The sequence below is a fragment of the Streptomyces camelliae genome (assembly GCF_027625935.1).
In the GTDB taxonomy this organism is placed as follows: domain Bacteria; phylum Actinomycetota; class Actinomycetes; order Streptomycetales; family Streptomycetaceae; genus Streptomyces; species Streptomyces camelliae.
The window spans coordinates 536,261-558,233 of record NZ_CP115300.1 but is presented as its reverse complement, the minus strand read 5'-3'; the positions used below and the strand labels follow the sequence as shown (position 1 = coordinate 558,233).

16 protein-coding genes and 3 pseudogenes are annotated in these 21,973 nt (G+C 71.3%); 8 read left to right on the top strand and 11 right to left on the bottom strand.

Features of this window, described 5'->3' with window-relative positions:
* Positions 1-4: 4 nt before the first annotated feature.
* Positions 5-1,957: a glycoside hydrolase family 127 protein gene (locus O1G22_RS02655; RefSeq protein WP_270079774.1), complete on the bottom strand. Its 1,953-nt coding sequence runs from the start codon at positions 1,955-1,957 to the stop codon at positions 5-7.
* 199 nt (positions 1,958-2,156) lie between these two features.
* On the opposite strand from O1G22_RS02655, the gene O1G22_RS02650 reads away from it, so the two are divergent.
* The gene (locus O1G22_RS02650; protein WP_270079773.1) at positions 2,157-3,197 is read left to right on the top strand and encodes a LacI family DNA-binding transcriptional regulator; all 1,041 of its coding nucleotides are present in this window, start codon (positions 2,157-2,159) and stop codon (positions 3,195-3,197) included.
* 84 nt (positions 3,198-3,281) lie between these two features.
* Here O1G22_RS02650 and O1G22_RS02645 read toward each other — a convergent pair whose 3' ends face one another.
* The 3 genes from O1G22_RS02645 to O1G22_RS02635 form a co-directional block, all read right to left on the bottom strand.
* Positions 3,282-4,595 carry an MFS transporter gene (locus O1G22_RS02645; protein WP_270079772.1) on the bottom strand — a complete coding sequence of 438 codons (1,314 nt, stop codon included), beginning with the start codon at positions 4,593-4,595 and terminating at the stop codon, positions 3,282-3,284.
* Positions 4,596-4,666: 71 nt separating this feature from the next.
* Positions 4,667-5,575 (bottom strand): enoyl-CoA hydratase/isomerase family protein, encoded by a 909-nt coding sequence (locus O1G22_RS02640; protein WP_270079771.1) that lies wholly within the window; start codon positions 5,573-5,575, stop codon positions 4,667-4,669.
* A gap of 121 nt (positions 5,576-5,696) precedes the next feature.
* Positions 5,697-6,938, bottom strand: a complete 1,242-nt coding sequence (locus tag O1G22_RS02635) for a CaiB/BaiF CoA transferase family protein (protein WP_270079770.1) — start codon at positions 6,936-6,938, stop codon at positions 5,697-5,699.
* 186 nt (positions 6,939-7,124) lie between these two features.
* Here O1G22_RS02635 and O1G22_RS02630 point away from each other — a divergent pair, with 186 nt between their 5' ends.
* Positions 7,125-7,832, top strand: a complete 708-nt coding sequence (locus O1G22_RS02630; RefSeq protein WP_270079769.1) for a FadR/GntR family transcriptional regulator — start codon at positions 7,125-7,127, stop codon at positions 7,830-7,832.
* A gap of 21 nt (positions 7,833-7,853) precedes the next feature.
* Here the strand turns inward: O1G22_RS02630 and O1G22_RS02625 are convergent, their stop codons facing one another.
* On the bottom strand, positions 7,854-8,378 hold the full coding sequence (locus tag O1G22_RS02625) for a P-loop nucleotide/nucleoside kinase family protein (protein ID WP_270079768.1): 525 nt from the start codon (positions 8,376-8,378) through the stop codon (positions 7,854-7,856).
* A gap of 76 nt (positions 8,379-8,454) precedes the next feature.
* On the opposite strand from O1G22_RS02625, the pseudogene O1G22_RS02620 reads away from it, so the two are divergent.
* The 4 genes and pseudogenes from O1G22_RS02620 to O1G22_RS02605 form a co-directional block, all read left to right on the top strand.
* Positions 8,455-8,860, top strand: a pseudogene (locus O1G22_RS02620) (nitroreductase family protein); the annotation flags it as partial.
* Between the two features lie 396 nt (positions 8,861-9,256).
* On the top strand, positions 9,257-9,814 hold the full coding sequence (locus tag O1G22_RS02615; RefSeq protein ID WP_270079767.1) for a nitroreductase family protein: 558 nt from the start codon (positions 9,257-9,259) through the stop codon (positions 9,812-9,814).
* Positions 9,815-9,945: 131 nt separating this feature from the next.
* Positions 9,946-11,013 carry a PI-PLC domain-containing protein gene (locus O1G22_RS02610; protein WP_270079766.1) on the top strand — a complete coding sequence of 356 codons (1,068 nt, stop codon included), beginning with the start codon at positions 9,946-9,948 and terminating at the stop codon, positions 11,011-11,013.
* Positions 11,006-13,669 (top strand): lectin, encoded by a 2,664-nt coding sequence (locus O1G22_RS02605; protein ID WP_270079765.1) that lies wholly within the window; start codon positions 11,006-11,008, stop codon positions 13,667-13,669. Before O1G22_RS02610 ends, O1G22_RS02605 begins: the two co-directional genes overlap by 8 nt.
* A 9-nt stretch (positions 13,670-13,678) precedes the next feature.
* Here the strand turns inward: O1G22_RS02605 and O1G22_RS02600 are convergent, their stop codons facing one another.
* Positions 13,679-15,202: an MFS transporter gene (locus O1G22_RS02600; protein WP_270079764.1), complete on the bottom strand. Its 1,524-nt coding sequence runs from the start codon at positions 15,200-15,202 to the stop codon at positions 13,679-13,681.
* A 276-nt stretch (positions 15,203-15,478) separates the two neighbouring features.
* On the opposite strand from O1G22_RS02600, the gene O1G22_RS02595 reads away from it, so the two are divergent.
* On the top strand, positions 15,479-15,973 hold the full coding sequence (locus O1G22_RS02595; RefSeq protein WP_270079763.1) for a MarR family winged helix-turn-helix transcriptional regulator: 495 nt from the start codon (positions 15,479-15,481) through the stop codon (positions 15,971-15,973).
* A gap of 91 nt (positions 15,974-16,064) precedes the next feature.
* Here O1G22_RS02595 and O1G22_RS02590 read toward each other — a convergent pair whose 3' ends face one another.
* The gene (locus tag O1G22_RS02590; protein ID WP_270079762.1) at positions 16,065-17,492 is read right to left on the bottom strand and encodes a M14 family zinc carboxypeptidase; all 1,428 of its coding nucleotides are present in this window, start codon (positions 17,490-17,492) and stop codon (positions 16,065-16,067) included.
* Between the two features lie 186 nt (positions 17,493-17,678).
* Between O1G22_RS02590 and O1G22_RS02585 the strand changes: the two genes are divergently transcribed.
* On the top strand, positions 17,679-18,833 hold the full coding sequence (locus O1G22_RS02585) for a permease (RefSeq protein ID WP_270079761.1): 1,155 nt from the start codon (positions 17,679-17,681) through the stop codon (positions 18,831-18,833).
* Here the strand turns inward: O1G22_RS02585 and O1G22_RS02580 are convergent.
* The 4 genes and pseudogenes from O1G22_RS02580 to O1G22_RS02555 all read right to left on the bottom strand — a co-directional run.
* Positions 18,830-19,087, bottom strand: a pseudogene (locus O1G22_RS02580) (YceI family protein); the annotation flags it as partial. The gene O1G22_RS02585 and the pseudogene O1G22_RS02580 sit on opposite strands and share 4 nt — an antisense overlap.
* 109 nt (positions 19,088-19,196) lie before the next feature.
* Positions 19,197-19,361 (bottom strand): aromatic-ring hydroxylase C-terminal domain-containing protein, encoded by a 165-nt coding sequence (locus O1G22_RS02575; RefSeq protein ID WP_270079760.1) that lies wholly within the window; start codon positions 19,359-19,361, stop codon positions 19,197-19,199.
* Between the two features lie 94 nt (positions 19,362-19,455).
* Positions 19,456-20,140: pseudogene (locus tag O1G22_RS44730) on the bottom strand (FAD-dependent monooxygenase); the annotation flags it as partial.
* A gap of 878 nt (positions 20,141-21,018) precedes the next feature.
* Positions 21,019-21,789: a maleylpyruvate isomerase N-terminal domain-containing protein gene (locus O1G22_RS02555; RefSeq protein WP_270079758.1), complete on the bottom strand. Its 771-nt coding sequence runs from the start codon at positions 21,787-21,789 to the stop codon at positions 21,019-21,021.
* Between the last annotated feature and the right edge of the window lie 184 nt (positions 21,790-21,973).

Here is a 21,973-nt window from a genome sequence, read left to right as displayed (position 1 = left end):
GGAGTCAGGAGGTGGGCAGCCAGACGCGCATGCTGCCGTCTTCGCGGTTGGCCCAGGCGTAGTAGGGGATGGCGGTCAACTCGACGGGCTCGCTGTCGGGCGAACCCGGTGTGGGGTCTGCGGGGGACGTGCCCTGCGGGAGGTACGGGGTGTACGGCCACCAGCCCGCGTCCCGGATCCGCTGCCTGCGGCCCGCGGCCACGACCGTGGTGACACCGCCGAGCAGGTCCGGGCGGTGCTTCACGCCGAGGGGTCCCGTGGTGTCCACGACGATGTCGTCCAGGCCGCCACCGGGGTGGTCGGCCTGCTCCAGGCAGTACACGAGCGGGCCGCGTTCGATGGCCACGCAGCCGCGTACGGCGTCCACCCGGGGGTCCGCCGCGGTGAGGCGGGGCTCCAGCCCGAGCTCCAGGACCACCCGGTCACCGACGGCCCAGGTCCGCTCCAGCCGCAGCCAGCCATCGGTCACCGGACCGTCGTACGACTCCTCGCCGCACCGCACGCGTACGTCACGGCACCACTGCGGGATGCGCAGGGACAGCGTCCAGGGGCCCTCGTCCGGGGTCTCCTCGACGGTGAGGGCGATCGTGCCGTTCCAGGGGTACTCGGTCGCGCAGCCGACGGTGATGCCGTCCCCGCGGTAGCGGCCGGTGACGTACTGGTGGATCTGGAGGCCGCCGTCGTCGGTGCTGGCCAGGTAGTGCTCCAGCGAGGCCAGCAGCCGCATCACGTTGGGCGGGCAACAGGCGCAGCGGAACCAGCGGGTGCGGCGGGCGGACTGGTCGCCGCCGGGGTCGGTGTGGCCGTCGCGGACCTGGAGCGGGTTGACGTACAGCCAGCGCTCGCCGTCCAGCGACACTCCGGCCAGGAAGCCGTTGTACAGGGTGCGTTCGATCAGGTCGCTGTAGCGGGCCTCGCCGGTGAGCAGGGCCATGCGCCAGCTCCACTGGACGGAGGCGATGGCGGCGCAGGTCTCGCAGTAGGCGCGCTCGTTGGGCAGTTCGTACGGGTCGCCGAAGTCCTCCTTGTCGTGGTGGGCGCCGAGCCCGCCGGTGACATGGGTCTTGGTGGTGGTCATGGCCTGCCACAACCGCTCGGCGGCGGTGCGCAGTTCATCGTCCCCGGCCTCGGTGGCGAGGTCGGCGGCAGCGGCCAGCAGATACAACTGGCGTACGGCGTGGCCCTCCACGTTCGTCGCCTCCCTGAGCGGGACGCGGTCCTGGCAGTAGGCGTCGCCGCCGAGCAGGCCGTGGCCGTGGCGGTCCACGAAGTAGGCGGCCAGGTCGAGATAGCGCCGCTCGCCGGTCTCCCGGTACAGCTCGGCGAGCGCGGTCTCGATCTCGGGGTGGCCGTCGATGCCGTCGAGGGGTTTGCCGCTGCCGGCCGGTCCGAAGACGGAGTCGATGTGGTCGGCGAACCGCACGGCCACGTCCAGGAGTTCGGTGCGGCCGGTGGCGCGGTGGTGCGCGACGGCGGCCTGGATGAGGTGCCCCGCGCAGTACAGCTCGTGCCCCCAGCGCAGGTCCTGGTACCGCTCGCCCCCCTTGACCAGCTGGAACCAGGTGTTGAGGTATCCGTCGGGCTGCTGGGCGGCGGCGACGAGCCGGGTGATGCGGTCGACGTGCGCTTCCAGCTCCTCGTCGGCCTCCTGGGCGAGCTGCCAGGCCGCGGCCTCCAGCCACTTGTAGACGTCCGTGTCGACGAAGGGGTACGCCCCCTGGAACTCGCCCTCGGCGGTGCCGGCCGCGAGCCGCAGGTTGTGCAGATTGCCCGCGGACTCCAGCAGGCCGGGGCCCTGCGGGATGGAGGTACGGGCGTTGACCTCGCGCCGGGCGTGCCAGAAGCCCGCGTCGATGCCGGCGGCGGCGGGACGCAGCGCGGCACGGGCGCCCGGACCGAGTCGGACCGGACCCACGGCAGCGGCGGGGGCGGGCGGGACGGAGCGTGTGCGGGGCATGGCTCTCCGAGGGGAAGCGGGGTGTGAGCAACGGGAAAGCAAGTGGGCAATCGTTTTCCTGAGCGAGAAGTAGAGGGCAGCGACACTCTTCGGTCAAGAGGTGCGGCAAGAGATTTTCCGTGTCGTGCAGGGGTTGGCGTAGACCTCCCGTGCCTGTCACGATGGGCGGCGTCGCCGTCGTCAAGGAAAAGGTTTGCTCGTGACCGCTCCCGCTGGTGCTCCAGGCTCTCCGTCCACCGGCCGGGCCCGGCTCGCCGACGTCGCCGCGCTCGCCGGCGTCAGTGTGGGCACGGCCTCCAAGGCGCTCAGCGGCGCCGGCCGGATGCGCCCGGAGACCCGCCAGCGCGTGCTGGACGCGGTGGAGGCCCTCGGCTTCCGCCCCAACCAGCACGCCCAGAGCCTGCACACCGGCCGCAGCTGGACCGTCGGCCTGATGACCACCGACGGCATCGGCCGCTTCAGCACCCCGGTCCTCCTCGGCGCCGAGGACGCCCTCGGCGCCGGCAAGATCTCGGTCCTGCTGTGCGACACGCGCGGCGACGCCATCCGCGAACAGCACCACCTGCGCAACCTCATGGACCGCCGGGTCGACGGCATCATCGTCACCGGCCGCCGCACCGACCCGCGCCCGCCGCTGACCGGCATCACCGGCCTGGAGTCGATACCGGTGGTCTACGCGCTCTCGCCCTCCACCGACCCCGGTGACATGTCCGTCGTCACGGACGACAAGGGCGGCGCCGAGCTGGCCGTGGAGCACCTGCTGTCCACCGGACGCACCCGCATCGCCCACGTCACCGGCCCCGAGCACCACGCGGCCGCCCGCGACCGGGCCCGCCACGCCGTGGCGCACCTGGGGGAGGCCGGCCTGGAGCTGTCCACCGGACGTGTCCACTTCGGCGAGTGGAGCGAGGCATGGGGCCGCCGCGCCGCCGACGCGGTGCTGCGCACGACCCCCGGCACGGACGCCTTCTTCTGCGGCAACGACCAGATCGCCCGCGGTGTCACCGACGCGCTGCGGGAGCGGGGCGTCGGCGTCCCCGAGGACATCGCGGTCGTCGGCTACGACAACTGGGACACCATGGCCCTGGCCAGCCGTCCCCCGCTCACCACGATCGACATGAACATCGCGGAGATCGGGCGGATCGCGGCCCTGCGCCTGCTCGAAGCGATCGACGCGGGGGAGGCGTCGCCGGGGGTGCGGACAGTGCCGTGCCGGCTCGTGGTCCGCGAGTCCACCTGATGAGGTCTCCGTACGCCGGACAGGCGTGGGTCCCGTTCCCGCCGGCCCGGCAGGAACGGGACCCACGCCTGTCCGGCGCCGCCGTCAGGAGGGAAGCGGCTGGTCCCGGGTCTCGGGAGCCAGCCGGACCAGGCCCATCCCGATGACGAAGACGACGGCGGTGAGGGTGAGCGGGACGGTGAGCGAGCCGGTGGCGTGGATGCCGTAGCCGATGAGGAAGGTGCCGGCCGCGGCCACCCAGCGGGAGAAGGTCGTGGTGAGCGCGAATGCGGTGGCGCGCATCCGGGTCGGGTACTGCTCGGGCAGCCAGATCGTGAAGACCGCGAAGCTCGCCCCGCCGAGGCCCAGTACCGGAAGGAAGATGAAGGTCAGCGCGATCGAGTGCAGGGGATAGGCGACACCGTAGGCGCCGACCGTGCCCACGATCATCAGCGCGAACAGGACGGCCAGGGCGCCGCGCCGGCCGAGCCGCCCGGCCAGGCGCGGTACGGCGAAGCAGCCGAGGATGGTGAAAGCGGCGACCGTCATCGAGGAGACGCCGGCCAGCCGGACGGCGGCGGTGTGGCCGTAACCGGCGTACGCGGAGAGGTTGTTCATGGCGGTGGGGACGTAGGTCGAGCCGGCCCACAGGCCGATCACGCACACCACGAGGAGCAGCAGATTGCCGATCGTGCGGGAGCGGTACGGGGGCGTGAGCACCTCGACGACCGGCTGCCAGAAGGAGCGCTGGAGCCGGGCGTCGGCGTTCTCCTGCCAGCGCTCGGGCTCGGGGGTGGTGCGGCGGATGAGGAAGACCGCGAGGGCCGGGATGCCGCCGAGGAGGAACATGCCGCGCCAGCCGAGTTCGGGTCCGGCCAGGAGGTAGACGGCGGAGACGGCGAGCACGCCGAAGTACGCGGCGGAGTGCATCAGCCCGCCGAAGCGTTCCCGCACGCGTTCGGGCATGACCTCGGACAGCAGGGTGCCGGCCATCGCCCATTCACCGCCGACGCCGACCGCGGCGAGGAAGCGGTAGGCGTTCCATTCCCAGAGATTGGAGGCGATGCCGGCCAGCGCGGTGAAGACCGCGTACATCAGAATCGAGGCCATCATCGCGGGTTTGCGGCCGAAGCGGTCCGCGATCGGGCCCCAGATCGCGGAGCAGCCCCAGCCGAGCAGGAAGAGAGCGGCGCTGATCTGGCCGTACCAGCCGATGTTCTCGGGCGTGGCGGCGATGCCGGCGCGGGGGAGGAGGGTGTCCATGGTGGGGGCGAGGACCAGCCCGAAGATGGTCCAGTTGAACCCGTCCATGGCCCAGCCGCCGAACGAACCCCAGAAGGCGTGGCGTTGGGCTTTGGTGAGGCGTTCTCTGCGGTCGGGAGCGCCGGTGGACACGGTGGTGCGTTCGTTGATCGTCACAGGGACCTCGATTCGGCTCTGGGGAGAGTGACGATGGGGACGGTGGTGCGGGGACGTGTGTCGGCTGGGGGTCAGCCTGCGCTGCTGACGGCGGAGAGGAAAGAGCCGAGACTCAGGCGCATGCTGTCGTAGTCGGCGGCCGGACCGGGGGCGAGCCGGTGCAGGCGTTCGCGGGTGGGGGCGATGACGGCGTCGACGGCGCGCTTGGCGGCCCGGATCGCGGTCGGCGGGTGCCGGGTGATCGCGGCGACCAGATCGGCGGTGGCCGCATCGAGGTCCGTGGCCGGGACGCTGGCGGTGGCCAGGCCGAGCCGTACCGCTTCCGTGCCGTCCACCAGCCGTCCGGTCAGCAGGAGATCGCGGGCCGTGGCGGGGCCGGTGAGCAGGGCGAGGCGGGCGGCGAAGGCGGGAGGTACGAGGATGCCCCAGCGGGCGATCGGCATCCCGAGGGCGGCGTCGTCGGCGACGATCCGCAGATCGCAGGCACAGGCCAGCTGGCACCCAGCCCCGACGGCCGAGCCGCGGACCTGGGCGACGACCGGGACGGGGAGGCGTTCGACGGCCCTCAGCGCGCTTTCCATGGCCGCGAAGCTCGCGTCGATCCCGGCGGGTTCGGCGGACAGCCATTCCCGCATGTCCGACCCGGCGCTGAAGGTGGCCGAGCCGCGCCCGGCGACGACGACGGCGCCCAGCTCCGCGTCCTCGGCGAGGGCCTCGAAGACTCCGGCCAGGGCGTGCCAGTCGCGAGTGGCGAGGGCGTTGGCCCGGCGGCCGGTGCCGACCCGCACGGTGACGATCGCGCCGTCGCGCCGGACACTGATCGCGCCGTCGGCCCGGGTGCCGGGGGTGGTGCCGTGGTGGCGGTCCGCCGGTGTGTCGTGGCCGCGCGAGCGCGATGGGTATGTGCCCTCGGCGTCCTGGTGAGGTTCGCGTGGTGTGGCCGAGTCCGGTACGAGGCCGGCTGTCCGGTGGCCGGTCATCGGATGGCCCCGGTCGCGTGCAGGTGGCTGTGTGAGTGCGATGTGTGTGCGCTCGTGCCGCCTTGGTGAGGTGCGCGGGGTGTGCCCGAGTCGGGCACGGCGTCGAGTGCGTGGTGGCCGGTCATCGGACGGCCCCTGCCGTGTGCAGGTCGGCCGTCTCCTGCGGCGTGTACCCCGCTTCGGCGAGGACCTCGTCGGTGTGCTGGCCGAGCAAGGGCGGCGCGCTGTGGAAACGGGCCGGGGTGTGGCCCAGTTTCAGCGGGGAACCTACGGTGCGCAGCCGCCCGGCGGTCGGGTGGTCCAGCTCCACGACCATGTTCCGGGCCCGCGCCTGAGGGCTGCTCAGCGCGTCTGCCACCGTGGCGATCGGGGCGCAGGGCACGCCGGCCGCGTCCAGCAGCGCGGCCCATTCGGCGCTGCCGCACCGCGCCAGCCGCGCTTCCAGCAGGGGGATCAGCTCGTCCCGGTGGCGCACCCGGTCGGGGTTGCCCGCGAACCGCGGATCGGCGGCGAGATCCGGTACGCCGAGAACCTCGGTGAGGCGCTGGAAGAGCTTGTCGTTACCGGCGGCGATCATGAGATGGCCGTCGGCGGTGGGCAGGGCCTGGTAGGGGACGATGGTGGGGTGGGCGGAGCCGTGCGGGCCCGGTGCGGAGCCGCTGGCGAACCAGCCGCCGGCCACATAGGTGAGCCAGGCGAGCTGACCGTCCAGCAGCGAGACGTCGACGTGCTGGCCCCGGCCGGTGGACTCACGGGCGTGCAGGGCGGCGAGGATGCCGATGGCCGCCCACATCCCGGCGCCGATGTCGGCCGTGGCGACGCCGGGGCGCAGAGGCGGACCGCCGGCCTCGCCGGTGATGCTCATCATGCCGCTCTGGGCCTGGGCGATGGCGTCGTACCCGGGCCGGGACGCCCATGGCCCGGTCTGCCCGTAGCCGGAGATGGACGCGTACACCAGACGAGGGTTGCGGGCGGCCAGGGCGTCGTATCCCAGGCCGAGCCGGTCGGCGGTGCCGGGCCGGAAGTTCTCCACGACCACGTCGGCGCGGTCGGCCAGCCGGAGCACGAACTCCCGGCCCTGCTCGGTCTTGAGGTCCACGCTGATGCCGCGCTTGTTGCGGTTGGCGGCGAGGAAGTAGGCGGACTGGTCTCCCTGGTACGGCGGTGCCCACTGACGGGTGTCGTCGCCGTCCTTGGTGTCCTCGACCTTGATGACGTCGGCCCCGAGGTCGGCCAGGACCATCGTGGCCACGGGGCCCGACAGGATGCGGGACAGGTCGAGGACGCGGATTCCGGCGAGGGCGGCGGGGGAGTCGGGATCCGGTGCGGCGGAGTCGGGGACGGTGTGCGGCGCTGCGGTCATGCCTGCACGGGCCTTTCTCTGGGCGAACAGCTGTGGGCGGTCAGCTGGGCGGCGGCGTGGCGGGGAAATTGGATGGACCACTGGACCACTGGACCGGTGGGCTAGAGTGTTGAGCGGCGCCGACCGGCTGTCAAGGGTCGGTGCTTGAAACAGGGACAACTCCGCACGGGGAAGGGATCTGCGTCCGTGAGCGAGTCGCTGCGTCCACTGGCACGGCCCCGCCTGTACGAGCAGGTGGTGGAGCGCCTACGGGAGTACGTCACGGCGGAGGGGCTCAAGGCCGGCGACCGGCTACCGCCCGAACGGGACCTGGCGGACCGCCTGGGGGTGAGCCGTACCTCGGTACGGCAGGCGATCGTGGCCCTGGAGGTACAGGGACTGGTCGAGGTCCGCCATGGAGGCGGCACCTATCTGCTGCGCGACCGGCTCAACGCCGAGCCGCTGGAGACGATGATCGACCGGCGCCGGCGGCTGCCGGACGTCCTGGACGCCCGCGACGCCCTGGAGACCAAGCTCGCCGCCCTCGCCGCGCTGCGCCGCACCGAGGAGGACCTTGTCGCGATCGACGCCGCGCTGACCGCGATGGCGGACGCCGTCGACCGCGGAGAGCTCGCCGTCGACGAGGACCAGCGCTTCCACGCCGCCGTCACCGCTGCCGCGCACAGCACGCTGCTCGCCGACTTCATGGCGGAGATCTCCCTCTCCATCGCCGAGAGCCGCACCGAGTCCCTGCGCCAGCCGGGCCGCCCCGCTCGCTCCCTCGAACAGCACCGCCAGGTCGCCGAGGCGATCCGCGCGGGCGACTCCGAGGAGGCGGCGCGCGCCATGCACACGCACATCGACACGGTCGGCCGGGTCAAGCTGCTCGACTGGCAGAGCGACCGCGAGGACTGACGGGACCGCAGCACCGGACGGTCACGCGAATGACGGCCACCGATCGGCAGCCCACTCCAGCCACCCCGCCCACCCGGGCGGCGGACCCGCGACCGCACGCCCGTCGAGTTCCCGGGTGTCGGGCTCCTCGAACTGCGTCCTCCAGCGCAGCAGGTCCGCCTCGTTGATCGGGAAGGTCTGCTCCGGGGTGGTGGACTGGCGATGGGCGATCCGCGCGCGTTGGGTCGCCACGTCCACGGGCACGTAGACGAGCCGGAAAGAGGCGCCCACGGATTCCGCCAACCAGCGGATCGCGGCGCGCTCGTCACGGGACCAGCAGCCGAAGTCCAGGACCACGCTGGTGCCGAGCCGCAGCACCTCCATGGCGACCGAGAGCAGCCGTCCTTCCAGCACATCGCGCTTACCGTCCGCCTCCGGCGTGCCGAACAGCGGAATCATCCACTCGTCAGGCGTCAGCCGCAGCGCCCTGTGCTCCACGGCCAGCCGCCGGGCCCTCGTGGTCTTCCCGGCCCCGGGCAGGCCGACCATCAGAAACAGCGTGGTCACACCTGGATCGTTCAGGGAAACCAGCTGAAGAACAACTGCTTTCCCCGCTGAAGACCGAGTGACAGGACGAGAACGCGTGGATGTGTACGAGGCCGTGGCCAGTCGCCGGGCCGTGCGGGCGTTCAGCGATGAACCGGTGGCCAGGGAGATACTCGAACGCGTGCTGTCCGCGGCGACGCGTGCTCCCCAGCGGTACGCGATGCCGGGCATCGAGCGCGACGACCTCGACCGGCCCAGGAAGATCGCCGCTTTGAACTCGTAGGCGTTCGGGGCGCCGGTCTTGCAGACAGTCATGCTGTTGCTGAGGGCGGAAGGGCTGCACAGCTGCCCGCAGGTGATGTGGACGATGTACCGCAAGACGGTCAGCGAGACGGTCGGAGCCGATGACAGGCTCGCGCTGTTCTGCGGAGTCGCGATGGGATTCGAGAAGGGAGGCGTGGCACGGCTGCGGGACCGGGCGGGCGGACCTGGCGGAAACGGTCGACGGGCTGAAGGCGACCAGTTCCCTCTCCGGCGCCAAGTCCACCTTCGTCGGGCTCGACTCCGGCCATCCGCTGGGGCTGACACTGCAGAACGTGAGCCTGGACGCCACCGCGTACACGGCGTCGTACGCGACGATCGGCCTGTACGACAGCGACATCACGCCCTCCGGGACGGGCGTCACCACCAGCTCGGTCAGCGGCAGCGGTTCCGTCCCGAGCTGCTCCTTCCCCGCCTATCCCGCGCTGTGACCCGATGAAAGGGAGGTGGCCGTCGTCACTGCTCGACTCTGGCGACGACCATGGAAGCGAGCCCCGACCACCGCCGAGGCCCTGCTGTGAGCATGCCGAACCGCTTGCCACGGAATACACCCGTACGGCGCCCGGTTGGACCACGGCATGCGACATGATCAGGAACCGCCCGGCCTCCATCCCCTGCTGGCGGGACGGTTCAGCCCCTCCCGGTTCGATCCTTCGGCCACCGTCGACGACCGCTCCCTGGGCCTGCTGCTGGAAGCCGCGCGGTGGGCACCGTCCGCCGGGAACTCCCAGCCATGGGGCTTCTTCACGAGCCGGCCCGGTGAGCCGGAGCACGAGCGGGTCGTGCCCCACCTCGCGCCCAGCTCGGCCCGGTGGGCGGCCGACGCGGGCCTGCTCGTCGTCACGCTGACGCGCCGTCACGTCGGCGACACGGAGCTGCTGTACTCCGAGTTCGCGGACTACGACCTCGGCCAGGCCATCGCCCACATGACCGTCCAGGCCCAGGCGATGGGACTGGCCGTCCATCAGTTCCGTGCCTTCGATCTGGAAGGCCTCACCAAAGAGCTGCGTCCGAACCCGGGTTGGGCGATCGTCTCCATGATCGCGGTGGGCAAGGCGGCAGGAGAGGCGCCGTTGGGCCGTGACCGGCGCAGCGTTGCCGATCTGCTGTCCGCTCCCTGGTCGCCGTCGGAGTAGTGCCGTCGCGTCACACCCGTAACGGTTCCGGGATGTTGGGAAAGCGGTTACCGGGGCGTAGCGAATGGACGCCCGTCCCCTCTAGGCTCTGCGCGACCACCGGGCACTGCGTGAGAGGGATTGGCATGCACATGATTCGCGTTCGTCGAAGAGTGCGGGCCGCGTTGCCGGCCGTCTCGGCTCTGCTGCTCGCCCTGACAACGATGCCGTCCGCCCACGCCGACGGCCTCGGCGGAGCGACGCTGGCCGAGATGTCCGGCACCGGCATCCACAACACGTACAACGACAAGCCGGCGTACACCTACCTCGCCGATGCCCTGGACACCGGCACCTCCCTGGTGGAACTGGACACCTGGGCCAACGTGTTCACCGGCAAGTGGAACGTGAGCCACAGCAACCCGCTGGGCAGCGACAACAACTGCGTCCAGGCGAGCACGCCCGCCGACCTCTACACCGGCGACCGCAACCAGAACCTGGACAGCTGCCTCGACGACATCCGGATCTGGCTGCAGGCCCACCCCTCCAGTCACCCGGTCATGGTCAAGATCGAGATGAAGAACGGGTTCGACAACACCCTCGGCATGAACCCGGCCTCGTTCGACACCTACGTCAAGGCCCACCTCGGCAGCGTCCTCTACACCCCCGCCGACCTGCTCACCAAGAGCGACGGCACCCGCTACCCGGACCTCGACACCGCCGCCCGCGCGAACAACTGGGCCGGATACACCGCCCTGAGCGGCAAGGCGATCGTGGAGATCATCCCCGGCACCTTCGAGCAGGCCGTCGACCCCGCCTCCACCTGGGTGGACGTCGTCTACGCCCAGCACCTGAAGGACCTGAACGCCGCCGGGACCATCGACCGGGCGGCCGTCTTCCCGAGCGTGCTCGGCGCACAGGCGGTGGACCCGCGCAGCCGCTACAGCGACACCGGCCTGCGTCCGTGGTTCGTGGTGTTCGACGCGGACGCCGCCGCCTGGGTCGGCGACGGCGACACCCAGTGGTACGACACCCACCACTATCTGACGGTCGTCACCGACGCCTACGACGTGCCGCCCGTCCTCAGCTCCTCCGCACCGTCCCTGCCCGACGCGCAGGCCCGTGTCGCCCAACTCGCCGCCGACGGCGCCTCCTACGTCTCCACCGACTGGATCACCACCCCGGCGAACGGCGTACTCGGCGAGGTGCAGGGCCGTGGCTGACACCCTGCGCTCCCGCACCCTGCTGCGGATACTGGCGGCCGGCGCGATGGCACTCGCCTTCGCCCTGCCCGGCCAACTCGCCCCGTCGGCACGGGCCGCGGCGGCCGTGACCGACCCCGTGCCACTGGTGAACCCGTACATCGGCACCGGCGCGAACAACGACTTCAGCGCCGGGAACACGTTCCCCGGCGCCGATGTCCCGCACGGCATGATCCAGTGGTCCCCGGACACCACCTCGCGTCCCAAGGGCGGCGGATACAACTACGCGGACACGGCCGTCTCCGGCTTCAGCCTCACCCATGTCTCCGGCGTCGGCTGCGACGCGGCCGGGGACCTGCCCATCCTGCCCGTGGTCGGCTCGATCGGCTCCGACCCGGGCTCCACGACGGAGTCGTTCTCCCACGCGAACGAGACGGTGTCACCCGGCTCCTACTCCGTCGCCCTCGGCAACAGCACCGGCGTCGCGCTCACCACGACCACGCACGCGGGCATCGGCCAGTTCACCTTCCCCGCCACCACGCAGGCCGGCCTGCTGCTGAAACTGAACGGCACCCAGACCCCGTACGCCTCCTCGACGCTGAACGTGATCGGCGGCGACACGGTGACCGGCTCGGTGACCAGCACCGGCTTCTGCGAGGCCACCAACCCCTTCACCGTCTACTTCGCGATCACCTTCGACCACCCCTTCACCGCCGGCGGCTACAGCGGCGGCGAGTACCTCACCTTCGACACCACCAGCAGCCGCACCGTCGAGGCCCGGGTCGGCATTTCCTACACGTCGGCGGCCGAGGCCGCCGCCAACCGGGACGCCGAGGTCACCGGCAAGACCTTCGCCGACGTCAAGTCCGCCGCGACGGCGGCATGGCGCGACGAGCTGTCGAAGATCACGGTCAGCGGCGGCACCAGCGACCAGCAGCGCGTCTTCTACACCGCCCTCTACCACGCCTCGCTCTTCCCCAGCGTGGTCAGCGACGCCGACGGCTCCTACCGCGGCTACGACGGCGCCGTGCACACCGTGACCGCCGGCCACGGCGCCCAGTACACCGACTTCTCCAACTGGGACACCTACCGTTCCCAGGCGCAGCTCACGGCGCTCCTCGACCCGTCGGCCGCCTCCGACATGGCGCAGTCGATCGTCAACGACTACCAGCAGGGTGGCACGCTCACCAAGTGGGGCATGGCCACCGGCGAGACACACATCATGGTCGGCGACCCGGCCGTGCCCGTGCTGGCCGACTACTACGCCTTCGGTGCACGGAACTTCGACACCGCCGCGGCCCTCGCCGCCATGATCAAGGAGCAGACGACCGACACCGACGTCACCCCCGGTGTGACGTACCTGGACTCCTTCGGCTACCTGCCCACCAACTCGCTGTACGGCTGCTGCCACGAGTACGCCACCACCTCCACCCAACTTGAGTACGACACGGACGACTTCGCCCTGTCGGTCTTCGCGGGCGAACTCGGCGACAGCGCGAACCAGAAGAAGTTCCGGGACCGGGCCCAGGACTGGCAGAACATCTTCAACACCTCCTCCGGCTACATCCAGCCACGGCACTCCAACGGCCGCTGGATGGACGGCTTCAACGCCAAGCTGATCACCGGCACCTCGGCCAACGACTTCGCCGAGGGCGACGCCTTCACCTACACCCCGATGATCCCGTTCAACCTCGCCAAGCTGGCGTCGCTGGAGGGCGGCACCTCGTCCCTGGCGTCGTACCTGGACAGCGTCCTCAGCGGCTACCAGGGCCTGGGCAGCGTCATCGGCACCCAGTCCAACATGGGCAACGAGCCCAGCATCGGGCTGCCGTGGGAGTACGACTGGGTCGGCGAGCCGTACAAGACGCAGTCCACGGTGCGTGCCGTCCAGGACCAGCTGTGGGCCGACACCGCCGGCGGCGAGCCCGGCAACGACGACCTCGGCGAGATGAGCGCCTGGTACGTCTGGTCGGCGCTCGGCCTCTACCCGGAGACACCGGGCACCGCCGACCTGGCCATCGGCAGCCCCCTGTTCACCTCGGCCGTCGTCACCGCGGGCGGGCACACCCTGACCGTCAACGCCCCTGCGGCGTCCGACGGTTCACCGTATGTCCAGGCCTTGACCCTCAACGGCGCCGCCTGGAACAAGGCCTACGTGCCTGCCTCGTATCTCGGCTCGTCCGCCGAGCTGGACTTCACCCTCTCCTCGACCGCCGCCACCCAGTGGGCCTCGGACGCCTCGGCCGCACCGCCGTCCTACGACGGCACGCCGGGCACGGGAGTGGCCCAGCCCAGCGGCCCGCTCACCGAGACCGCGACGGGCAAGTGCGCCGACGACGCCGGCGCCGCCACCTCGAACGGTACGGCCATCCAGACCCACGCCTGCAACGGCACCAACGCACAGACCTGGAAGGTCGTCCCCGACGGCACCCTGCAGGTGCTGAACGACTGCATGGACGTCACCGGCGGCGCGACCACCTCGGGCACGAAGATCCAACTCCACACCTGCAACGGCACCCAGGCCCAGCAGTGGCGGCCCGACAGCACCGGCGAACTGGTCAACCCGGTCTCCGGCCTCTGCCTCACCGACACCAGTAACGGCGCGACCGACAAGACCCAGCTGACCCTCGGCTCCTGCACGGGCAGCGTCGGCCAGCGCTGGACCCTGCCGTCGTAGCGGGCCGGCTCAGGTCTGCCGGGAGTGCACGGGGCTGTTGGCGACCTCGTCGGGGCACTTCCGGCATGGTCTGCGCAGATGCCGGTCGCGCCGCCAGTCGAACGACGCGAGGGCCAGGGACGCCGCCATGGCGACGAGGGCGGCGCTCAGCGCGGTGCCGAGCGCGCCTCGGTAGTCGCTGGTCCTGCCGAGCGTGACGTAGAAGAGTCCGGGCAGCGTGGCGGTGCCCAGCGCGGCGCCGAGCCGCTGCCCGGTCTGCAGGGCGCCGCCGGCGGCCCCGGCCATACGGACCGGGACGTCGCGCAGGGTCATGGTGATGTTGGGGGAGACCACGAAGCCGCTGCCGGTGCCGCCGAGGAACAGCAGGGGAGCGGCGGCCCAGGGCGCCGTGTCCAAAGGCACGTAGCGCAGCAGCAGCGCGGTGCCGCCCAGGCCGGCGATCACGCTGACCAGGCCGCAGACGGTGAGTGTGCGGCCGAAGCGCTCCACGAGCCGGCCCGCGATCACGGCGGCACTCGCCGAGCCCAGGGCGAAGGGCGTGACGGCCAGCCCGGAGCGGAGCGGGGAGTAGCCCAGACCGTGCTGGTAGAAGAGCGCGAAGACCAGCCAGACACCGCTGAACCCGATGAAGTACAGGGTGCCGACTCCGGTGCCGACGGCGTAGCCGCGCACGGTGGTGAACAGCCGCGGGTCGAGCAGCGGCTGGCCGCCCCGGGCGACGAGACGGTGCTGTCGGCGGGTGAAGACGGCGAGGAGCACGGCGCCGGCGGGAAACAGCCACCACAGCCGGCCGATGCCCCCGGATTCCGCCTGGACCAGTGGGAACATGAGCGCCAGGACCCCGAGGCCGAGAAGCAGAATGCCGGGCGCGTCCACCCGGCCGCGCGGGTGCCCGGAGCGGGTGACGTGGGGCAGCAGGCGGCGGCCCAGGAGGACGGCGACGATGCCGATGGGGACGTTGACGTAGAAGATCCAGCGCCAGCCCTGGGCGCCGGAGGCCAGGGCGAGGATGGCGCCGCCGGTGAGGGGGCCGACGGCGGAGGAGATGCCGACGGTGGCGCCGAAGAAGCCGAAGGCGCGGCCGCGTTCGGCGCCGCGGAACAGCTGCTGGATCAGTGCGGAGTTCTGCGGGGCCATGAATCCGGCCGCCAGTCCCTGGGCGAGCCGGGCCACGACCAGCAGCGTGATGTCGGGGGCCGCTCCGCAGGCCGCGCTGAAGACCACGAAGCCGCTGAGGGCGAGCAGAAAGATACGGCGCCGGTCCAGCGCGTCACCGAGGCGGCCGGCGGTGACGAGGGCGAGGGCGAAGGTGAGGGCGTAGCCGGAGACCACCCACTGCACCTCGGCGGCGGAGGCGCGCAGGTCACGCTGGATGGTGGGCAGGGCGACCGCCACGATCGTCACGTCGAGCAGGCTCATGAAGCCGGCCACCAGGGTCACCCACAGGGCCCGCCATCGCTGCGGGTCCGGCTCGTATCCGGCCTCCTGGGGGACCTGGTCACGGCCGCCCGCCGCCGGCGTCGACGCAGTCACGTGGGCTCCTCTCACCCGGTGCGCACCCGGATGGACCGCGTTCCCCACCAGCCCACAGGCACACCCCACAGCCTGCAACCGGAAACTCTCCGCGGAGAAGGCCCCGACCGCGGGAGAAGCGTTCCGTCACACTCTGTGGCTCCCGCCGCGCGCGGTGTGAAAAGTTTGTCCGAGTCGAGCCCCGCCGCGGCCGCTCCACCTGTGAGCATGGCGCGGGCCGCCGTGCGGCATGATCGAGCGCAAGCTGTGCGGGTACGAGGAGAGGGGCGCGAAGCCGTGCGGGAACAGGCGGAGATCTCGACGCCGCAGGAGGCCGCGAACAACGCGCTGGTGCTGGCGTTCGGGCGGTTGCAGGGTGCCGCGAACCGGTTGGGGTACATCCTGGGCCGGTCCCTGGAGCAGGAGTGCGGTATCAGCCACCTCATGTACGAGGTGCTGCTGATTCTGGGGCGCGCCGGTGAGCCGGGGCTGTCGATGCGGGCCGTCGCGCAGGAGCAGGTGCTGACCACGGGTGGCGCGACGCGCTTGGTGGACCGGATGGAGGCGGCAGGACTTGTCGAGCGGGCCGAGGACCCCGGTGACCGGCGCGGCCGACTGGTACGGCTGACCCGGAAGGGCGCGCAGACCACCGTGGCCGCTTCCCGTGTGCACGTGGAGAATATCCGCCGTTACTTCCTGGAGCCGCTTCCGCCGGAGGACCGCGACCGGTTCGCCGAGGACTTGCGGATCCTCAGTCACGCGGCACGGGACGAGCTGCCCCGTCTGCCCTGACGGCATGCTCGGCGGCATACAGGGCGTGCCCCTTCCCGGTGCGACGGTGGGAGGGACACGCCCATGATGGGTGCCGCCGGGGCGCGGGGTGTCAGTTACCGCCGGCGGACGTGGTCGTGTACGGGGACGTGGCGTGCTGGGCGGCGTACAGGAGGGCAGGTTCGATCTTCGGCCAGAAGTAGCTGTCCTGGCAGGAGTACGCCGGAGTGAAGCCGTCGCAGCCGACGCCGTCGCTGTCGCCGATCTCGATGGTGAAGCTGGCCAGACCGAGCTTGTCGTAGGTCCAGTCGTCGGTCCCGCCGGAGGCGTTGTACAGGATCTCGCCCGCCTGGCCGTACTGATAGCCGGTCAGCGAGGCCATGTGGGCGGCGAGCGCGCGCAGTGCGGTGTCGTTGCCGGTGTGCACGGTGGCCTTGTACTCCCAGGGGAAGAGCACCATGCTGGCGTCGCTGTGCATGGTGATCATCATGCCCTTGGCGTTCGTCGGCGCTGGGGCGGTGTCGCTGGTGCCGGTGCGCACCGCGGGGAACAGCTCGCGGAAGAGGTTCTCCAGCGCGGTGTTCTCCACCTCGGAGTCGCTCGCGGGACCGCCGTAGGTCTGGTCGCAGGGCGCGCTGGAGGTGCCGGCGGTGTCCCAGTGGGTGCCGGCGTTGCGGTTCAGGTCGACGCCGATCTGGCTGTAGGCGCTCACCCCGCACCGGGAGCCGTGCGAGTCGTCGCCGTTCTTGCGCTGCAGGACGGGGTTGTCGCCGCCGGCCGCGACCATGTCGACACCGTCGGGGTTGGCGTCCGGCACGACCCACATCTCGGTGGTGTTCATCAACTGGGTGATCGCCGAGTCCTTGCCGTAGCCGTTGGTCAGCGCGTCGATCCAGCGGTACGACATCTCACCGGTCGTCAGTTCGCGGGCGTGGATCTGGCTCATCAGGAAGAACCGGGGCTTGGCCGAGTTCGGGCTGAGCGCGCAGTCGCCCGCCTGGATCTTGGTGATGCATATCGCCTTGAGGTCGCGGCCGCCCCGGCCCTGCTTCTTGAGCCACGACTGCCCGTACGTCACCACCTTGGCGAGATCGGGGTGTTGGGACGCGGCGCTGTCCATGTGGGAGTACTGGGCGGTGACCGTGTGGTAGCCACCGTCGTAGGTGTCGCCGACGGCGTGCGGCGCCACGGTGGCGGAGGGGACCGCCTCGGTCAGGGTGGTGGCGATCGCCGGGGTGAAGCCGAGCCGTCGCAGTCCGGCGGCGGTCGACGCGTTACCGGCGACGAAGAGGCTGTCGCCCTGCCGTTTCTCCAGCAGGTCGTATCCGGAGTCGACGAGGCGTTCGGCGTCGGCGCGCGGATTGCGTGTGGGCACGCGGTAGATGACGACCGTACGCTGCCCGCCGTGGGCGCGGCCGGTGGTGGTGGCGCGGCCCGCTGTGGCGTCCTTGCCGGTGCCGGCCTGCGCGACCTGCGGCAGCAGGGCAGCGGCGGCGATGAGGGCACCGGCGGTCAGGCCCGCCAGGCGTTTGTATGCCATGGAGGTGACCTTTCGTGGGGGATGGACCCTCCTCAATATGGCATGTCCATGGTGAGAATGGCATGGGGCGTACGGTACGGACCGTGCGACGAGGCCCTGCCGAGCCGGGCGTTGCCCGTGCAGGCACCCCCGGCCGCGGGCGTGTCCGCCTGCCGTACGCCGCACCGCGGAGGGAAGACTTCACAGATGCACGCCGTACTGCACGCACTGTCGATCACGGGGTCCATGACCTGGGAGATCACCTGGGCCCTGATCCTGGGATTCGCCCTGTCCGCCGTCGTCCAGGCCGTGGTCCGCACATCGACCGTCGTTTCCCTGCTCGGCGACGACCGGCCCCGCACCCTGGCCCTCTCCGCCGGTCTGGGCGTGGCGTCCTCGTCCTGCTCCTACGCCGCCGTGGCGCTGGCGCGGTCACTGTTCCGCAAGGGTGCCAACTTCACGGCCGCGATGGCCTTCGAGATCGCCTCGACCAACCTCGTCGTCGAACTCGGTGTCATCCTGGCGCTGCTGATGGGCTGGCAGTTCACCGTCGCCGAGTTCGTCGGCGGCCCGATCATGATCATCGCGCTGGCTGTCCTGTTCCGGCTGTTCCTGCGCTCGGGGCTCCTGCGCCAGGCCCGTGAACAGGCGGAGCGGGGCCGTGCCGGGTCGATGGAGGGCCACGCCGCGATGGACATGTCCGTGCGGCGCGACGGCTCCTTCGCCCGGCGCCTGTTCTCCCGCGAGGGTTTCACCGCCACCAGTCACGTGTTCGTCATGGAGTGGGCGGCGATCCTGCGCGACCTGGTCGTCGGTCTGCTCATCGCCGGCGCCGTAGCCGCCTGGGTCCCGGACTCGTTCTGGCGGACCTTCTTCTTCGACGGGCACCCGCTCGCCGCCAGGCTGTGGGGCCCCCTCGTCGGCCCGCTGGTGGCGATCGCCTCGTTCGTGTGCTCCATCGGCAACGTGCCGCTGGCGGTGGTGCTGTGGAAGGGAGGGATCAGCTTCGGCGGGGTGGTGGCGTTCATCTTCGCCGACCTGCTGATCCTGCCGATCCTGAACATCTACCGGAAGTACTACGGAGCGAGGATGGCCGCCTTCCTCCTCGGCACCTTCTACCTCGCGATGGCCATCGCCGGATACATCGTGGAGTTCGCCTTCGGCGGACTCGGCCTGATCCCCGACCAGGCCGACGCGAAGGTCCCCATGGAAGGCATCCGCTGGAACTACACCACCTGGCTCAACATCGCCTTCCTCATCCTCGCCGCCGTACTCCTGGTGCGGTTCCTGCGGACCGGCGGGCCGTCCATGCTGCGCATGATGGGCGGTTCACCCGACACCGGCCGGCACCACGGTGCCTAGTCCGGAGGTGGGGGCGTGTCGTGGGTCCGGTACATCGCCTGTACGTCCGGTTCCAGCCCTCTGCTGCCGCCCGGGCAGGCGAAGCGCGTGCTCGCGACGCCGAGGCACGGGAAGCGTTCGACGTCGAGGAAGTCCGCCGAACGCAGGTGGTTGTCACGGGCGTTGTTGCCCGTGGTGATGCTCGACGCGTCGATGCGGACGTGGACCCGGGACCGGGTCAGGTCCTGTTCGATCCGGATGCCGCCGTCGAAGCGCGCCCCGCCTCGGCCGAGGCGTCCCTGGGCCGCCGACGCCGGCGCCGGAGCAGTGCGAGGGCCATGATGTTCACTTTCGGCGCCATACGAGAGAGTCGCTCCCGCTCGCTCAGGCGTGTCCGAGGATCCGTCGCAGGGCGTCCGTCAGCAGTGCCGTGGCGTCCGGAGCCGCCGACGCGTGCCGGAAGGCGACGAAGCGGTCGGGCCGTACCAGCAGGGCACCCGCGTCGGACACCTCGCTCAGCCGCGCCCAGTCGCCGTAAGGTCCTCGCACTCCTGCCCGAGGCCGACGACCACGGTGGCGATGGCGATCGGCTGTGCCTCGGCCGCGCGCAGCCAGCCGTCGCCGATGCCGGTCAGCAGGGTTGACGGTGCGCGGTGTACCGGGCCAGGACCGCCTCGAAGACGATGTTGATGCTGCCCGCGACGCCCATCCGGCCGCCCCTCGGCAGGCCCGCGTCCTTGGCGACCTTCGAGCGCCCGCCGTCCGCGCCCATGAGGTACGTGGCGCGGATCTCGTACGTGCCCCCGCGCAGCCGGTCGCGGACGGCGGCCGTGACACCGTCGGCGTCCTTGGCGTGGGAGAGGTACTCGGTCTGGAAGCGCAGCCGGGTGCCGCGGGCCACGGCGGCGTCGACGAGGACCGGCTCCATGAGGTGCTGGGGCATGTCGCACATGCGGGTCGGGCTCGCCAGCTCGTGCGCGGCCTGGACGAGCGGGTCGTTGCCCCAGGACCGCACCCGGCCCAGTTCCCCGCCGGCCAGGCTGGTGCAGAAGGTCGTGTCGCCCATCAGGTGCCCCTGGGGCGGCCTGGGCGATGACGTCCTGTTCGACGCCGAGGTCGCGCAGCACCTCCATCGTGCGCTGGTTGGTGATGTGCGCCCGAGGCGTGTCGGCGAGGCTCGCATAGCGGGTCACGACGATGTCGGGAACGCCGTAGGTGCTCAGAGCGAGGGCGGCCGAGGCACCGGCGGGGCCGCTGCCTACGATCAGGACGTCGGTCTCCACGGCGGTGGGCACGGGCGCTCCTGAGAGAGAACGGGCTTCAGACATTCACGATCATGGCGGGGTGCGCCGGGGTCCGGCTGTCTCATTTCGCGACAACTTGTCCTCTCCTTGCCTCCACTCCCGGCGCGCGAGCGGTTTCTGACGCGGCGTCCTCTGCCGGACGGCGTGCCGGACGAGGTCGTCGCCGCATGGCGCCGCGCGCGGTGCTTCGGGGTCCCGCACGATCTCAAGGAGACGGCCGCCCGGCCCGCACAGCCGGCCGAGCCGACCCCGCTCGACGCCGCCCGTCCCGTACCGGAGCGGATCGCCCCCGCCCTCGGGACCGGCCGGACGCCCCTGCTCCTGCTCCTCACCGACCGCCGGTTGCGCGTGCTGTGCACGGGGCGGCAGCACCCCCGGCCTCGAACCCTGCTCCGGCCTTTCGGAACACCGGGTCGGCGACAACTGCGTGGCGCTCGCCCTGTGCACCTGGCGCCGGGCCGAGGTGCACGGTCCCGAGCGCTTCCTCGACCGGTGGCAGGACGTGTCCGCGGTCATCGTGCCGTGCTCGCGCCGGACACCGGGCCGATGCTCCGCACGGTGACCGTCGTGACGGGACTGTACGACGGCTGCCCGCAGGTAGGCCCGCCGCACCCCGGCGCGGCGCTCGCAGAAGCCACCGCCACCGTGCTGGAGGCTGCGCGCAACGGGCGCACGCCTTCGGAGCCTTGCGGTCGGCGGCGTCGTAGCTGGGGCACGGGCCGGGTTGCGGGCATCCGGTCCGGCCGCCCGCTCGACGACGGGGCGTCGGCGCGTGGCGCAGTCACGGCGCGCCGGGCCGCGGCAGCGCCTCATCCCGCCCGTGGGCACGACGTGGGGCTGCCGCGCCATAACCGGGTACTGGCCAAACTCGCCCTCACCGCCGTGGCCACGTGCGTCGGGCGCTAGTAGCCGCCCAAGAGGGTCCGTACCTGGCGCAGGGTCTCCGGGCCGGCGGCACTGTGCCAGCGTGTCGGGTCGGCGGGGCGGCGGCCCCAGAGCAGCAGGACGCGCACGGCGGCGTCGCTCTCGATGGTGGCGGGGCCCTCGGGGGTGGCGAGGCGGATGGTGCCGCCGTCCGTGTCGGCGCTCACCACGACATCGTCCGTGCCCGGTGTGCGCAGACGGCACTCGATCCGCCCGTCGGGTCCGAGATCCAGGCCGGTGCGGCCACGCTCCAGCAGGGGGCGGCCGACCGAGACCACGCTGTGCTCCGTCATCCACGGCTCGTTGAGCGCCTGCACCGCGGTCCGGTCGTCGCCGGTCAGGTCCCAGCGATGCAGGATGAGTTCCTCGCGCATGTGCTCTGCGAAGAAGGGGGCCGTCACGGTCCGCCCGGTCCACATGATCTCCGTGTCCGGGGACAGATGGCGTGCGGCGGCCGCGGCGACCTCGGTGAGTTTTTCGCAGTTGTTCAGGAACGCCGGCCAGAGGTCCGAGTCGGGCATCCGCCGATAGGGCTGCTCACGTTCGAACCCCCTGGTCGGCACCGGTGTGCCTTCAAGAAACGCCTGCAGAACGCGGGCCAACTCCTCGGCGTTGCCCGTCTGGTGGATCAGGACGTCCCGGACCGTCCAGGCTTCGCACCATGTGCCGTCGTCGGGCCGCCGGGCCTGTGCGGCACGCATGAAGGGGACCAGCTCCGGCAGGGTTTCCTCGACCCGGGATGGAATCATGCGCCATGGGTAGCCCGCCCGGTCGCCGGTGAAACCATTCGGATCGTAGGCTCATCAGCCCCGTGGCAAACGGCTCGGTACCGTGTAGTGAATTCACACCTGGCTATTGATCTTTTCTTCGCTTGGCGGGGTTATCTTCATCGGTAGATCATGGTCGTATCTCAGCTGAGGTCGGTACGGTGAA